The sequence below is a fragment of the Streptomyces sp. NPDC047002 genome, assembly GCF_040704505.1.
Classification (GTDB): Bacteria; Actinomycetota; Actinomycetes; order Streptomycetales; family Streptomycetaceae; genus Streptomyces.
This window is the reverse complement of record NZ_JBEYWC010000019.1, coordinates 117,464-132,721: the sequence shown is the minus strand read 5'-3', so window position 1 is coordinate 132,721 and position 15,258 is coordinate 117,464. Positions and strand designations below refer to the sequence as shown.

11 protein-coding genes are annotated in these 15,258 nt (G+C 71.5%); 4 read left to right on the top strand and 7 right to left on the bottom strand.

Going from position 1 to position 15,258, the window contains the following annotated elements; translation table 11 throughout:
- From AB0910_RS19200 to AB0910_RS19180, 5 genes are all read right to left on the bottom strand, one after another.
- On the bottom strand, positions 1-652 hold a 652-nt coding region (locus tag AB0910_RS19200), incomplete at its 3' end, for an S-methyl-5'-thioadenosine phosphorylase (RefSeq protein ID WP_366745798.1).
- A gap of 172 nt (positions 653-824) precedes the next feature.
- Positions 825-1,190 carry an FmdB family zinc ribbon protein gene (locus tag AB0910_RS19195; protein ID WP_366745797.1) on the bottom strand — a complete coding sequence of 122 codons (366 nt, stop codon included), beginning with the start codon at positions 1,188-1,190 and terminating at the stop codon, positions 825-827.
- 66 nt (positions 1,191-1,256) lie between these two features.
- Entirely contained in the window at positions 1,257-2,558 is a 1,302-nt protein-coding gene (locus tag AB0910_RS19190) for an MFS transporter (protein WP_366745796.1), read from the bottom strand.
- A 245-nt stretch (positions 2,559-2,803) separates the two neighbouring features.
- A complete protein-coding gene (locus AB0910_RS19185) occupies positions 2,804-3,409 on the bottom strand; it encodes a transposase (protein ID WP_366745806.1) in 606 nt (201 codons plus the stop codon).
- A gap of 178 nt (positions 3,410-3,587) precedes the next feature.
- Complete coding sequence (locus AB0910_RS19180; protein ID WP_366745795.1) at positions 3,588-5,621, bottom strand: ATP-binding protein; 2,034 nt, start codon at positions 5,619-5,621, stop codon at positions 3,588-3,590.
- Positions 5,622-5,937: 316 nt separating this feature from the next.
- Here AB0910_RS19180 and AB0910_RS19175 point away from each other — a divergent pair, with 316 nt between their 5' ends.
- Complete coding sequence (locus tag AB0910_RS19175; RefSeq protein ID WP_366745794.1) at positions 5,938-7,137, top strand: acyl-CoA dehydrogenase family protein; 1,200 nt, start codon at positions 5,938-5,940, stop codon at positions 7,135-7,137.
- 164 nt (positions 7,138-7,301) lie between these two features.
- Here the strand turns inward: AB0910_RS19175 and AB0910_RS19170 are convergent, their stop codons facing one another.
- Positions 7,302-8,879 carry a potassium/proton antiporter gene (locus AB0910_RS19170; protein WP_366745805.1) on the bottom strand — a complete coding sequence of 526 codons (1,578 nt, stop codon included), beginning with the start codon at positions 8,877-8,879 and terminating at the stop codon, positions 7,302-7,304.
- Between the two features lie 233 nt (positions 8,880-9,112).
- Here AB0910_RS19170 and AB0910_RS19165 point away from each other — a divergent pair, with 233 nt between their 5' ends.
- On the top strand, positions 9,113-12,070 hold the full coding sequence (locus tag AB0910_RS19165; protein ID WP_366745793.1) for a penicillin acylase family protein: 2,958 nt from the start codon (positions 9,113-9,115) through the stop codon (positions 12,068-12,070).
- 49 nt (positions 12,071-12,119) lie between these two features.
- Here AB0910_RS19165 and AB0910_RS19160 read toward each other — a convergent pair whose 3' ends face one another.
- Positions 12,120-12,761 (bottom strand): 5-formyltetrahydrofolate cyclo-ligase, encoded by a 642-nt coding sequence (locus AB0910_RS19160; RefSeq protein WP_366745792.1) that lies wholly within the window; start codon positions 12,759-12,761, stop codon positions 12,120-12,122.
- A 103-nt stretch (positions 12,762-12,864) separates the two neighbouring features.
- Between AB0910_RS19160 and galU the strand changes: the two genes are divergently transcribed.
- Both galU and glp read left to right on the top strand, forming a co-directional pair.
- Positions 12,865-13,779 (top strand): UTP--glucose-1-phosphate uridylyltransferase GalU, encoded by a 915-nt coding sequence (gene galU / locus AB0910_RS19155; RefSeq protein WP_366745790.1) that lies wholly within the window; start codon positions 12,865-12,867, stop codon positions 13,777-13,779.
- Positions 13,776-15,110, top strand: a complete 1,335-nt coding sequence (glp, locus tag AB0910_RS19150) for a gephyrin-like molybdotransferase Glp (protein WP_366745789.1) — start codon at positions 13,776-13,778, stop codon at positions 15,108-15,110. Before galU ends, glp begins: the two co-directional genes overlap by 4 nt.
- Positions 15,111-15,258 lie beyond the last annotated feature (148 nt).

The window sequence follows — 15,258 nt, the reverse complement described above, 5'->3', positions numbered from 1 at the left end:
ACTCGCCGATGCGGATGGCGGTCTGCGGCGAGACCACCGAGTCCATCGGGGCGGCCAGGAACGGCAGCTCGAAGCGGTAGGCGTCGATCTGCGACCAGCCCATCGCCGCGTGCCACCGGGATTCCGCCCTGGTGGAGAAGCGCGGTCCCTCGATCACCACCAGCGTGCCGTCCTCGACGGGCTCCCAGCCCCTGCCGCGCGCCGCCGCGATCGCCGCCTTGCGGCCCTCGGGGCAGTAGGGGTCGGCCAGCGAGGTGTGGACGACGTTCGACCTGCTGCCGTCGGGCAGCGGCAGGCCGTCGTAGAACGTCTGCGTCCGCGCCTTGGTGCGGTCGACCAGCTGGTCGGGCACCAGCAGGGTGCCGGGGCCGTACTCGGGGCGCAGGCCGCCCACGGCGCAGGGGCCGAGCACCTGGCGGACACCGACGGAGCGCAGTGCCCAGAGGTTCGCGCGGTAGTTGATGCGGTGCGGCGGGAGGTGGTGGCCGCGTCCGTGCCGGGGCAGGAAGGCCACCTGCCGGCCCGCGACCTCGCCGAGGAAGAGAGAGTCGCTCGGGGGACCGTAAGGGGTCTCCACCTCGACCTCGGTCACGTCATCGAGGAAGGAGTAGAAGCCGGAGCCACCGATCACGCCGATCTCTGCGTTCGCCATGGCCGTCACCCTAGCCGTCACCGCAGATCAGCAAGGAGCCGAGGCCGCCCACCGCGGGCGCACCCGGAGGAAGGAGCGGCCGTACCCGCGGGGAGAGAGGAGCGGACAGCCGAAGACCCCGGCCGCACGTGGCGGGCCGGGGCCTGGGGCGAGGAGGCGGAGCCGTAGGGGCTCAGGCGGCCGAGGAGCCGCTCGACGGGGCCGAGGACTTCGACGAGGCCGGGGCCGAGTTCGAGGCCGGGGCCGAGGACGACGAAGACGACGAGGCGGCCGCCTTCGAGTCCGAGGAGCCCTTGGACTCGGAGGAGCTCGTGGACTCCGAGGACGACGACTTCGCCGCGGGCGTGCTGCTCGACGACGAGCTGCGGCTGTCGTTGCGGTAGAACCCGGATCCCTTGAAGACGATGCCGACCGCCGAGAACACCTTCTTGAGGCGTCCCTGGCAGTTGGGGCACACGGTCAGGGCGTCATCGGTGAACTTCTGCACCGCTTCGAGGCCCTCGCCGCATTCGGTGCACTGGTACTGGTAGGTCGGCACTTGCTCCTCCTGGCACTCTCACTCGATGAGTGCTAACGACGCTCCATAGTGACGTATTCCGCGCCATCAGTCCACTGCCGCCGGTTCCCGGTGACCCATCGCACGTATCGCGCCGTGCCCAGGACCCCGGGCCAGCAGCTTCGACCGGAAGGAGAGCAGCACGGCCAGGGCGAGGGCCGTACCGGCCAGCGGCACCAGGAAACCGGCGCGCGCGCCGTGCGCGTCGGCCAGTCGGCCCGCGACCGTGACGGCCGCGGCCTGGCCCAGGGCGACGGCCCCGGTCAGCCAGGTGAAGGCCTCGGTCCTCGCCGAGGGCTCCACCAGCGCATCGACCAGGGTGTAGCCGCTGATCAGGGCGGGCGCGATGCACAGCCCCGCGAGGAAGCCGAGCACGGCGAGCAGCGGCACGGAGTGGACGGCCCACAGGGTGGCGGCGATCAGCGTCAGGCCGCCGTAGCCGAGCACGAGCCTGCGCCGTGGCCCGGTCTTCCAGGTGACGGCCCCGAAGGCGAGGCCGGAGAGCATGTTGCCGGCGGCGAAGACTCCGTAGAGGGGGCCGTTCGCGGCGGGGCTGCCGATCTCCTCGGCGAACGCGGCCAGGGAGACCTGCATCCCGCCGAAGACGGTGCCGATGCCGAGGAAGGCGGCGGCGAGCACGCGTACGCCGGACACGGAGAGGGCGGAGGCGCCGGTGCCGCGCGCCCTGGTCCTGGCGCCGAGGGGGTGGGGCTGGGTGGCCCGGCGGGCCGCGAAGAGGAGGCCGCCCGCGAGGGTCAGCGCGCCCTCGGCCGCGAGCCCCGCCGCCGGATGGACGGCGGTGCACAGGGCCGTGGCGAGTACGGGCCCGATGACGAAGGTGAACTCGTCGGTCACGGACTCGAAGGCGGCGGCGGTCGGCAGCAGCCGGGCGGTCCCGGGGGACCCGGCCAGTGCGCTCGCCCAGCGCGAGCGCACCATCGGGCCGATCTGGGGCACGGTGGCGCCGGTCGGCACGGCCGCGGCGAACAGCGTCCACAGGGGCGCGTCGGCGAGGGCGAGCGCGATGAGCGCCGCGACGGAAGCGGCGTGCGCGAGCACGCCGGGGACCAGCACGCGGGCCTGGCCGAGGCGGTCCGCGAGCTTGCCGCTCTGCGGTGCGCACAGTGCCATGGCCACGCCGGTCGTCGCGGCGACGGCGCCGGCCGTGCCGTACGAGCCGGTGGTGTGCTGGACGAGCAGGACGATGCCGATGGTCAGCATCGCGAAGGGCTGCCGGGCCGCGAAGCCCGGTACGAGGAAGGTCCAGGCGCGCGGGGTCCGCAGGAGCTGCCCGTAGCCGGGCCTGGGGGCCGCCGTCTCCGCGGCGGGGGAGTCGACCGTGTGGGACACGGTCCTTGCCTTTCTGCCGTCTGGTGACGCGCCCCGGGTGAGGGGCGGCCGAAGGCTGTCCGCTGTGCGCGGGCCCTGGGGCCGCGCCAGCCCTGCGTCAGACGGGGTCGAGAACGGTCGAGTGCTTCAGTTGTAAGGGGGCGGCGTGAGGACGTCGCCGTGCCGGGACGCGCGTGCGGACCGTCGTGGCCCCCGGGGCCTGACCCCGGAGGGGGCTGCCGCGGCGCACCCACAGCTCACCGATCCTACAGGCACCGGGGGCGGGCACCCTGCGAATGGACGGAGAAGCAGGCAGCCGGCCTTACTTCCGTCGGACCGGCCCGACCGGGGCCCTCGCCGAGAGTCCCCCCGTGCGGGAGGGGGATCACGGCCCGGATGCCGCGCTTGCGCAGGTGCTCGCGGATCGCGCGGGAGGAGTACGTCTTGTCGGCCAGGACCGTGTACCGGTCTGGTGCGGGGTCGGCCTCGCGGGCGGGGGACGCGTAGGCGGGCCATGACCTGGGGAAGGCAGGCGCATCACCGGCCTGGCCTGCGGTGGGAACGAACGTGCGGGGCCGGCAGCGGGCGCCGGCGGCGAGGTGGATCTTTGTGGCCAGTCCGCCGCGGGAGCGGCCGGTGGCGTGGTCGCCGGGTTCGCCGGCCGGGGCCCCTTTGTGCGGGCTCCGGCCGTGTGCTGGTGGGCCCGCACGATCGTGGAGTCGACCGAGACGGCCCAGCCCGCGTCCTCGTCCGCGTCGGCCTGAGTCATCAGAGCGGTGAACACCCGCTTCCGGGTGCCGTCCACGGCCCACATCCGCAGCCGGTTGCAGACCCCTCGCCAGGCGCCGTACTTCTCCGGCAGGCGGACCCATCCGGCAGGTGACCCACTGCGTGCTGGTGTGGAACTGGTGGGCGATCGCGTCGATCACTTCACGGTGGTCACGCCAGTGGCCACCCCGCCCGGTGCCCGGTCCGGGAGCAACGGCTCGATCCGCGCCCATTGCGTATCAGTCAGCGGCACCCCCGGACCGACTCCGGCAGGGCGGAATATCACGCCTCCGAACGCGCCTCCCGCACGTCCGCCCCCGTCTCGTACCGCCACAGCTGCTCGCTGACGAACTCGATGCCGCGAGTGAGGTGGCGACGGTACGTCGTGAACGGCAGCCCCAGTGTCTGGGCGACGGCCTCCTGGGTGGGGGCGGAATGCAGAAAGGTCGCGTCGAGGACCCGGTGCGGTTTCGACAGGGCCGGGTCGGACGCCATCGCCCGGATCACGCGCAGGAGCAGCACACGCAGTTCGTTCCTACGCTCGGCCGGGGCGAGGGAGCCGAACAGCTGCGTCCGCAGGAGTACGTTGTCGGCCGGGGAGTCACTGTGCAGCAGGCGCAGGGCCGATCGCACCGCCGCGGTGAATTCCTTGCGGGAGAGCACGACGAATTCCTCGGGCAGTCCTGGCGACACGGCGGCCGACCGGCCGGAGAGCGCCTGTGCCGCCAGCTGGTCGAGCCAAGGTTCCAGGGGTGCGCGGCGCCAGTTGCGGGCGAACAGCCCGAAATCGGTTGCGCCCACGCGCTGAAGTCGTGGAAGCGGGAAATGCTGTAGCCCGGCAAATCCCGCTTCCCACATCTCGCTGTGTGCCGCGATGCAGAACGACCAGGCCAGCCCGCCCCCGGACACCCATTCGCGGGCATTGCGGAAGAGCATGAGGTCCATGACGGGCGAGCGTTCCTCGTAATGCTCCGAGTCGATGACGAATCGCGAAATTCCCAGGTACTCTCCGGGCTGCAGTGATCCGTATTCCTCCACGTGCGCCCAGGCGGCGTCCACCACCGGATCCACTGTTCGGTCCGAAGCGCGGGGCGCGGTCAGCTTCAGCCAGGCGGAGAATCCGACCGGTCGGCCGGTTGAGGCACGCCGGTAGACCTCGAAGGATTCCGGGGAGTGGTCGAGCCAATAACTCGCTATCCCGGCCAGCTCCGGCCCCTCCATCTCTTCGGCCAGGTCCAGAATGCGCTGTCGGTCGGCATCGCGGTACCGGTCTCCGAACAGGTTGTCCGGCTGGTGCCAGTGGAAAAACTGTGCCATGACGGGACTGCGCCGCAAGAGGAAAAGAAGGCCATGAGTGGCCCGCGCCCCTGACTCCGCCTGAACGCGCGCTGTCAGATGATGACGTACGGCCTGATGAAGGGCCGCATAGGATTGCTGATCGCGCCACTGCAGATCGGATTCCAGCGCATTGCGGACGACATCGTGCGGAAATACGCCACCGCTGCTGAGTTCCGTGAACGGCAGGCTGGTCAGCCAGGCGAAGAGATCGGCTGCCTCGCCGGCCGGGAGGACAGCGCGGAGCAGATCCTCCGTGAGGAACTCGGCCAGGGCACACACGGCCAGCGCGTTCCGGTGCTGTGGACTGGGCACCTCTCCGACAAGGCGAGGGAGCAAGACGGACACCACGTCCTGGCCCGGCTTCCACGTGGGGTGGCCGGCATCATCCCGCACGGCCACCTCCGATGCCAGGCTCAGGGCAAGCGGATGGCCGTCCGAGAATCCGACCAGGGCCGGTCGCAGACGCTCGGGCACACCCTTCCGCTCCATGAGCGCCGCGCATTCGCCGGGGTGGAGGTTTCCCAGCGGCATGACGTACAGCGCTTCTGACCACGCGAGGTCGGACGTCCACGCGGGATCGGGGGGAAAACGGCTGGCGACGAGAACGAGGCAGTCGTGAGGGAGGCCGGGAAGAAAAACCTCTCTCAGCCAGGTCTCCAGGTCCTGGCAGTATTCGAAAGTGTCAACCACCAGCACTGTGCCGTCAGCGATCGAGCCCACAGCGGCCAGAAATGCAGGAGGCGAGACATCAAGTAAACGACCGTCGATCTCGGTCACCACGCGCCCTGCAGCCCGCGCATCGTCGGAGAGCTGTCGCAGCAGTGCGGATTTTCCGACCCCACCGATCCCGTGGACATAGAACACACCGGGAGATCCGTCTGCCTCTGCCAAGGCGGAGGCGAAGACATCGCGCTCTTCCTGTCTTCCGACAAAGGCCCGCCGCCGCGCGGTTTCCAACCGGTCTCTCAACGTCTTCAAACCTTTTCCTCCACGGTCCCGGCGGAGCCCTCACATCCGGCCGCCCCCTCGTCTGCCCATCCTCGATCGCCCCGTCGCGACGCTTGATCCGCCGCGACCGTCGGTCCGTCACGTCCTGGCTTCCGATACCGACCGGCTCACCCCGTCATCGGCGGGAGAAGTGGACAGTCAATGGACACTGATCGGCCTGGAAAACGGACAGTTCACGAGCCCACCATGGCCATGCTAACGGCCCTCAGCGGAAGCCCTGGAATCCCCGGAGGCACCCGGCGGAGCCCCGCAGGACATCATCGAGGAACAGAGAGTCACGAAAGCCATGACAGTGAACGAACCGGCAGCCCGGAGCGAGCAGGATCATTCAGGCGGCAGCGCATGGAGCATCGAGAGGGCCGCCACGATCGCGGACCGGCTTCAGTCACGTGCGGCGTCCTCGTCCCCTTCGGCCACGTTGCCCGCTGAGACGGTCGACCTGCTCGAATCCGAAGGGATGTTCCGCCTCGGCCTCCCCCAGGACCTCGGGGGGCGGGAAGAGGATCCCATGACTCTCGTACGCACCGCCGAGACTCTGGCGTACGCCGACGGCTCAGCCGCGTGGGCGACCATGACGGGGAACAGTTCGATGTTCTTCGCCTGGCTCGACCAGGACGTGGCGAAGAACCTGCTGGGCGATCGGCCCGGGCAGCCTGTCGCCTCCTCGTTCGCCCCCAGTGGGCGAGGCGTCGAGGAGGCTGAGGGGTACCGCCTTTCCGGCCGGTGGTCGTTCGTCAGTGGTTCGCCGCACGCGACGATGCTGGTGGTGGGCTTCGTGGTGGTCGGCCCGGACGGCGCTCTGCAGACCGCCGGGGACCGGCCGGTCATGCGGTGGGCGGTACTCCCGGCGGCGGACACCCATGTCCTGCCGACGTGGCACGACGCGGCGGGGCTGCGCAGGTCCGGGAGCCACGACATTGTGGCGGAGGACGTCTATGTCCCCGTGGAACGGACGCTGCTGCCCCTCGCCGAATCACCGACGGCCGACGGAGCGCTCTACCGGATGCCGTTCTACACCGGAGTCCGTTCGCTGCTCATCGGCATCCCGCTCGGCGTGGCCAGGCGCGCCCTGGACGAGGTGACGGACCTGATCCGGGTCAAGACGCGCGAGATGGAGCCACTGCTCAAGGACCAGGACACGCAGATCCGGCTCGCCGAGGCGGAGGCCGCCCTGCGCGCCGCCCGCCTCTACCTCCTGGAAGCGACCGAGCGCACCTGGGAGACCGTACGGTCGGGAGCGCCGGTGGCCCTGCCGCTGCGCGCCGAGTACACACTGGCCGCCCAGTTCGCGATGAGTAGTGCCGTGAACGCGGTCAACGTGGCCTTCGCCATCGCAGGGGCGTCCGCCTCGCGCGCGGGGGACGTCATCCAGCGTTGCTGGCGCGACGTAAACGTAGCAAGCCAGCACATCGCCTTCTCCCGCGGCCGGTGGCGGGCAGCCGGCCAGGCGCTCCTCGGGGCGGACATCGACCCTTACTCCGTATGACACGGACGGATGCCGGCGGCGCTGTCTGACCGACCCTCGTATCCTGCGGCGGTCATCAGCCACACCTGACGGGGTGAAGACCGCACAGCGCGCCCACCGCCGGGCGACGCTCCCCGCCGGGCGAGCCCCCGCGAGGACCCCCGCGAGCCCCCCCGCGGGGGTGGTCACCGCTTGCCGCCGCTCCGGTCGCCTCCGTTGGTCCGGCGGCCGCCGCCCGCGGCCCCGCTCCCGCCGGCGGCGCCCGTGGGGCCGGCGGGGCCCGGGGCGCCGCGGGTGCCGCGGCCGCCGAGCCAGCTGGCGAGCTTGCCGCTCTGGCCGACCGCGCGCAGGCGCTCCTCCGTGGCGTCGCGCACCGGGTCGGTGGCCACGACGAGGAGCTCGTCGCCGCGTTGCAGCAGCGTGGACGGCTGGGGCACGAAGCTGTTGTCGTCGCGTACGACGAGGGTCACGGCCGCCCCCTGGGGCAGCCGCAGCTCGCCCACCTCGACGCCGTGCATCTTGGAGCGCCGCGGGATGGCCACGGACAGCAGATGGCCGCGCAACCGCTCCAGGGGCGCCGACTCGATGCCGAGGTCGGCCGCGTCCGACGAGCCGCCCAGCCGCAGGGCCTTCGCGAGCCAGGGCAGCGTCGGGCCCTGCACCAGCGTGTACACGACGACGAGCACGAAGACGATGTTGAAGATCCGGCGGCTGTCGTCGATCCGGGCCACGACGGGGATCGTCGCCAGGATGATCGGGACCGCGCCGCGCAGGCCCGCCCACGACATCAGGGCCTGCTCCTGCCAAGGGATGCGGAAGGGACTGAGGCTGAGCAGCACGGACAGGGGTCTCGCGACGACCGTGAGGACCAGCCCGACCATCACGGCGGGCCAGAAGTCCGCGCCGAGTTCGTGCGGGGTGACCAGCAGCCCGAGCAGGACGAACATGCCGATCTGCGCGATCCAGCCGAGCCCTTCCGCGAAACCGCGGTTGGCGGGGGCGTGCGGCAGGCGCGCGTTGCCGAGAATCATGGACGCCAGGTAGACGGCGAGGAAGCCGCTGCCGTGCGCCGTGGCGCCGACGGCGTACGCGGCGACGGCGATGGCCATCACGGCGATCGGGTAGAGGCCGGAGGCCGGCAGCGCCACGCGCCGCAGTCCGTACGCGCCGACATAGCCGACGGCGAGGCCCACGCAGGCGCCGATCAGGAGTTCCAGGAGGATCTCGGCGACCAGCACGTACCAGCTCTCGACGTGCCCGGTCGAGGACAGCGCCACGACGATGATCACCACGGGGGCGTCGTTGAACCCGGACTCCGCCTCCAGGGCGCTGGTGACCCGGGTGGGCAGGGGCACGCGCCGCAGCACGGAGAAGACCGCGGCCGCGTCCGTCGACGAGACCACCGCGCCGACGATCACGGCCTGCCGCCAGTCGAGGCCGACCAGGTAGTGCGCGGCGGCCGCGGTGACGCCGACGCTGACGCCGACCCCGAGGGTCGACAGGGCGATGCCGGCGGGCAGGGAGGACTTGACGTCCTTCCACTTCGTGCCGAGGCCGCCCTCGGCGAGGATCACGACGAGGGCCGCATAGCCGATGACCTGGGTCAGTTCGGCATTGTCGAAGCGGACATGGAAGAAGCCGTCCTGACCCATCGCCACACCGATGCCCAGGTAGATCAGCAGGCTGGGGAGCCCGCTCCGGGACGAGATGCGCACGGCCGCGACGGCGACGAGCAGGACCAGGGAGCAGATGAGCAGCAGGATGTTGAGCTGGTGGACAGTCAGGGGCCGATCCTTCCTCCCACGCGAGCCGGATCGATCCTCCGGCGGGCCGGTACTTTGTTACCTTACCTAATCTTTAACGTTTTCTTGACGCGTTCGAGTGTGCGTGCGATCACTGGATCGGCCCAACGGGACTCCGCGTCCGAGTGAACCGGCCACTGCGCCTACAGTTGCTCCAGCATTTCCAGGACCGCCCTGCCCCGCGAAGGACAGCGATGCCCGCCAATTCGGCTCCCCCTCCCGCAAAGAAGAAGGGGCGACGCGCCCGGCTGGTCGTGATCGTCCTGGTCCTGGCGCTGGTCGCGGGGATCGGATACGGGGCGTACTGGGGCGTCGACACCGTCCGCTCCTCCCTGCCCCAGACGTCGGGGTCGGTCCAGCTGAAGGGGCTCAGCGGCCCGGTCGATGTGGAGCGGGACGGCTACGGCATCCCGCAGATCTACGCGAACAGCGACACCGACCTGTTCCGCGCGCAGGGGTACGTACAGGCGCAGGACCGGTTCTACGAAATGGACGTCAGGCGCCACATGACCTCGGGCCGCCTGTCGGAGATGTTCGGCAAGAGCCAGGTGGACACGGACGCCTTCCTGCGCACGCTCGACTGGCACGGGGTGGCCCAGCAGGAGTACGACCACGAGCTGTCGCCCGAGACCAAGAAGAACCTCCAGGCGTACTCGGACGGCGTCAACGCCTACCTCAAGGGCCGGTCGGCGAAGGACATCTCCGTCGAGTACGCGGCGCTCAACCTCACCGGCTCGTACAAGCCCGCGAAGTGGACGCCCGTCGACTCGGTGGCCTGGCTCAAGGCCATGGCGTGGGACCTGCGCGGCAACATGCAGGACGAGATCGACAGGTCGCTGCTGACGAGCCGGCTCAGCACGAAGCAGATCGACCAGCTCTACCCGCCGTACCCGACGGACAAGAACAAGCCGATCGTGCAGGGCGGCGCGGTCGTGGACGGCACGTTCGACCCGGAGGCCACGTCGGGCGACGGGAGCACGGGCACCGACCCGGGCACGGGCACAGGGCAGGGCCTGCCGCCGGCGTCCGGCGGCACCACGGGCCTCTCGGGCACCGGCGACGGCACGGGTGACGGCACGGGCACAGGCGGCACCTCGACCGGTTCGGGCACCGGCACCGGCACCGGTTCGGGCACCGGCACCACGGCCGACGGACTCGCCGCCGACGGCTCGGCCGTCTCCGCCGACACCGCCGCCTACCGGGACGACGCGAGCAGCGCTTCGGACGCGACGCAGGCCGTCGACGCGCAGCTCGGCTCGCTCTCCGACTCGCTCGACGCCATCCCGCAGATCTTCGGCCCGAGCGGCAGCGGCAGCGGCGTGGGCTCCAACTCGTGGGTGGTCTCGGGCAAGCTGACCACCACGGGCAAGCCGCTGCTGGCCAACGACCCGCACCTGTCGCCGAGCCTGCCCTCGGTCTGGTACCAGATGGGGCTGCACTGCCGCACCATCTCGCCCGGCTGCCAGTACGACGTCTCGGGCTACACGTTCTCCGGCATGCCCGGTGTGATCATCGGCCACAACGCGGACATCGCCTGGGGGATGACCAACCTCGGCGCCGACGTGACCGACCTGTATCTGGAGAAGGTCGACGGCGACACCTACCAGTACGGCGGCAAGGACAAGAAGTTCACCACCCGCAAGGAGACGATCAAGATCGCGGGCGGGGGGAGCAGGACCATCGTCGTGCGCTCCACGATCCACGGCCCCGTGGTCTCCGACCGGGACGACGAGCTGGTGAAGGTCGGCAAGCAGGCGCCCGTGCCGGGCCTCGCGCCCGACCGGGGCAGCGGCTACGCCGTCTCCCTCCAATGGACCGCGCTCACGCCGGGCAAGAGCATGGACGCCGTGTTCGCGCTCGACAAGGCGCAGAACTTCGCCCAGTTCAGGAGCGCGGCGCACTCCTTCGACGTGCCTTCGCAGAACCTCGTGTACGCGGACACCCAGGGCAACATCGGCTACCAGGCGCCCGGCAAGGTGCCGGTGCGCGCCAAGGGCGACGGCTCGCTGCCCGCGCCCGGCTGGGACCCCGCGTACCACTGGGAGAAGTCGATCCCGTTCGACGCGATGCCGTACGAGTACAACCCGAAGCGCGGCTACATCGTCACCGCGAACCAGGCGGTCGTGGACACCGCGAAGTACCCGTACCTGCTGACGAAGGACTGGGACTACGGCACGCGCAGCCGGCGCATCACCGACCTCATCGAGTCGAAGACGCGCGGCGGCGGCAAGATCTCCACCGACGACATGCAGGCCATGCAGATGGACAACACCAGCGAGATCGCCAAGCAGCTGGTGCCCTACCTGCTCAAGGACGACCTCGCGAAGAACAACGTGCCCGACCCGGCGGTGCGCCAGGCCCAGAAGCTCCTGGAGAACTGGGACTACACGCAGGAACCCGACTCGGCGGCAGCCGCGTACTTCAACGCGGTCTGGCGCAACATCCTGGAGCTGGCCTTCGGCGAGAAGCTGCCGAAGGAGGTCAGGGTCAAGGGCCAGTGCCTGAACGTGCGCCCCGCGGAGAGCACCGGGCCGCCGGACACCGACACGCTGGTGCGCGAGTGCGGCGAGCGGTCGGCCGACACGGCGCAGCCGGACGGCGGCGACCGCTGGTTCGAGGTCGTGGGCGACATCCTCAAGGACGACCACAACAGCTGGTGGACCTCTGCGGGCAACCGCAGGGACCACGCGACCACCACCCGTGACCAGCTGTTCGCCCGCGCCATGAAGGACGCGCGCTGGGAGCTGACCGCAAAGCTCGGCAAGGACATGTCGACCTGGAGCTGGGGGCGGCTGCACCAGCTGACGCTGACCAACAGCACCCTCGGCACCAGCGGCCCCGGCTTCCTCAAGTCGCTGCTCAACCGCGGCCCGTACAACCTGGGCGGCGGCGGATCCGCGGTCGACGCGACGAGTTGGAACGCGGCGGGCGGCTACGGGGTGACGACCGTCCCCTCGATGCGGATGGTCGTCAACGTCGGCGACTGGGACAAGTCACGCTGGATCAACCTGACCGGTGCGTCCGGGCACGCGTACAGCGCGCACTACACCGACCAGACGAAGAAGTGGGAGGACGGCGAGCTGCTGCCGTGGGCCTTCGGCATCGACGCCGTGAACAAGGCGACCAAGGACAAGCTGACCCTGAAGCCGTGAGGCGCCGCCGACAGCCGTGAAGGGGCGCGGCGCCCCCGGTCCGCCCGCCTCAGCCGCCCGCCCCGCCGCCGAAGCGGTGCACGCCCCCTGGCGTCACCGCCGCGTCGACGGGGCGGTCGTGCCGCTCCGCGGGCACGTGCTCCACCACCTCGCCGTCGTACAGCAGCACCGCGAGCACCGGGTGCGCGTCCGCCTCCGCCAGCCGCGCGAGCACCCGGTCGTACGAGCCGCCGCCGCGCCCCAGCCGCATGCCGCGCCCGTCCACGGCGAGGCCCGGCAGCAGGACCACCGCCGCGTCCAGCACCGCCGGGGGCCCCAGCCGCCCGCCCGACGGCTCCCGCAGGCCCCGGGGGCCGCGCGCCAGCCGCTCCGCCCCCTCGTAGACTGCCCAGTCGAGGTCGTTGTCGGACATCAGTACGGGCAGGATCACGCGCACGCCCCGGGCGCGCAGGGTGTCGAGCAGGGCGTGCGTGCCCGGTTCGCGCCCCACCGAGACGTAGGCGGCGACGGTGCCCGCCGCGGCGAGCTCGGGGAGTTCGAGGGCGCGCGCGGCGAGCGCGTCGGCCGCGTCGGCGCGCTCGCCGGGGGAGAGCGCGGTCCGCGCCGCGAGGAGTGCGGCGCGCGCCGCGGCCTTGGCCACCGGCTGCGCGCCGGGGTCCTGGGGTGCCCCACCGGGCTCCGGGTTCGTCATGGACAGCCCTGAACCTCTCGTATCGTTCCTTATCGCTCTTTACGGGACGAAGTTCATCCAAAGCTCATCTTCCCGTCCATGAGGGGCGACTAGGGTGCCGCGCATGATCTACTCGCCACCCCCCAGGATCACCAAGGCTGTCATCCCCGCCGCCGGGCTCGGCACCCGCTTCCTGCCCGCCACGAAGGCGACGCCGAAGGAGATGCTCCCCGTCGTCGACAAGCCGGCGATCCAGTACGTGGTCGAGGAGGCCGTCGCCGCGGGCCTCTCCGACGTCCTCATGATCACCGGGCGCAACAAGCGCCCCCTTGAGGACCACTTCGACCGCAACTACGAGCTGGAGGAGGCGCTCTCCCGCAAGGGCGACCTGCGGCGCCTCGCCACGGTGCAGGAGTCGAGCGACCTGGCGACCATGCACTACGTGCGCCAGGGCGACCCGCGCGGCCTCGGCCACGCCGTGCTGTGCGCCGAGCCGCACGTCGGCGACCAGCCCTTCGCCGTACTCCTCGGCGACGACCTGATCGACCCCCGCGACCCCCTCCTCGCGCGCATGGTCGAGGTCCAGGAGCGCGAGGGCGGCAGCGTCGTCGCGCTGATGGAGGTCGAGCCCGAGCAGATCCACCTCTACGGCTGCGCCGCCGTGGAGCCGACCGCGCACTCCGACGTGGTCAAGGTGCACGACCTGGTCGAGAAGCCGGAGCCCGCCGAGGCCCCGAGCAACTACGCCATCATCGGCCGCTATGTCCTGGACCCCGCCGTCTTCGGCATACTGCGGAAGACCGAGCCAGGCCGTGGCGGCGAGATCCAGTTGACGGACGCACTCCAGCAGCTGTCCGCCGACGAGAGGACCGGCGGGCCCGTGCACGGCGTCGTCTTCAAGGGGCGGCGCTATGACACGGGAGACCGCGGGGACTTTCTGCGCGCCATTGTCAGACTCGCGTGCGAACGTGAAGATCTGGGCCCGGACTTCCGGGCCTGGCTCCGCAGATTTGTCATCGAGGAGATGCAGGCATCGTGAGCAGCACGGCAGAGTCGGCACCTGCGGGCCAGGGCGAGGCCCTGTGGAGCGTGGGGGAGCACGTCGCGGACATCCTCGCGGCGATCCGCCCCCTCGACCCCATCGAGCTGTCCCTGCCCGACGCACAGGGCTGCGTCCTCGTGGAGGACGTGGTCGTGCCGGTGTCCCTGCCGCCGTTCGACAACAGCTCCATGGACGGGTACGCGGTGCGCACCGCCGATCTCAGCGGCGCGACGCCCGAGTTCCCCGCCGTGCTGACCGTGGTGGGCGACGTGGCCGCGGGCAGCGGCGCGCTGCCCGAGGTCGGCCCGGGGCAGGCCGCGCGGATCATGACGGGCGCCCCGCTGCCGCCGGGCGCCGAGGCCGTCGTCCCCGTGGAGTGGACCGACGGGGGCGCGGGCGGCGGCGCCGTGGCCACCATGCTCCCCGCGGGCGAGGGGTCGGACGGCGCGAGCGGCGAGGTGCGCGTCCACCGTCCTGCCGAGCCGCGCGCGCATGTGCGCGGCGCGGGCAGCGACGTGCAGGCGGGCGATCTCGCCCTGGAGGCGGGTACGGTGCTCGGCCCGCCGCAGATCGCCCTGCTCGCGGCGATCGGCCGGGGCACCGTGCGGGTGCGGCCGCGGCCGCGCGTCGTCGTGCTGTCCACCGGGAGTGAACTGGTGCAGCCGGGCGAGGAGCTGGCGGAGGGCCAGATCTACGACTCCAACAGCTTCGCCCTCGCCGCGGCGGCCCGCGACGCGGGCGCGATCGCCTACCGGGTCGGCGCCGTCGCCGACGACCCGGACACGCTCCGCTCCACCATCGAGGACCAGCTGGTCCGCGCCGACCTGCTGGTGACCACGGGCGGCGTCAGCGTCGGCGCCTACGACGTGGTGAAGGCGGCGCTCTCCTCCGTGGGCGACGAGGACGAGCCGGGCAGCGGCATCGACTTCCGCAAGCTGGCGATGCAGCCGGGCAAGCCGCAGGGCTTCGGCTCCATCGGCCCCGCGCACACCCCGCTGCTGGCGCTCCCCGGCAATCCGGTCTCCAGCTATGTCTCCTTCGAGCTGTTCGCGCGGCCCGCGATCCGGGCGATGATGGGCGCCGCCGAGGTGCACCGCCCGGTGGTGCGGGCGAGGCTCGCGGGCGGGAAGCCGCTGTCGTCGCCCGCCGGCCGGCGCCAGTTCCTGCGCGGCAGGTACGAGGGGGCCGCGGGCGAGGCGACCCCGGTCGGCGGCGCGGGCTCGCACCTGGTGGCCGCGCTCGCCCACGCGGACTGCCTGATCGTGGTGCCCGAGGAGACGACGTCCGTCGAGCCGGGCACCGAGCTGGACGTCGTCCTGCTGGGCTGACCGCCGCCAGGTCCCGCGCACGATCCGCCGGGCCGCGGCCCGCCCGGCCGGGCCGCGCGGCCGCGCTGCGCCCCTGGCGCGCACGCCGAGGGGCGTCCTGACCGGCCGAAGGGCGCCAGGTGGCGGTACGGTTGGCTGCTTGAACCGG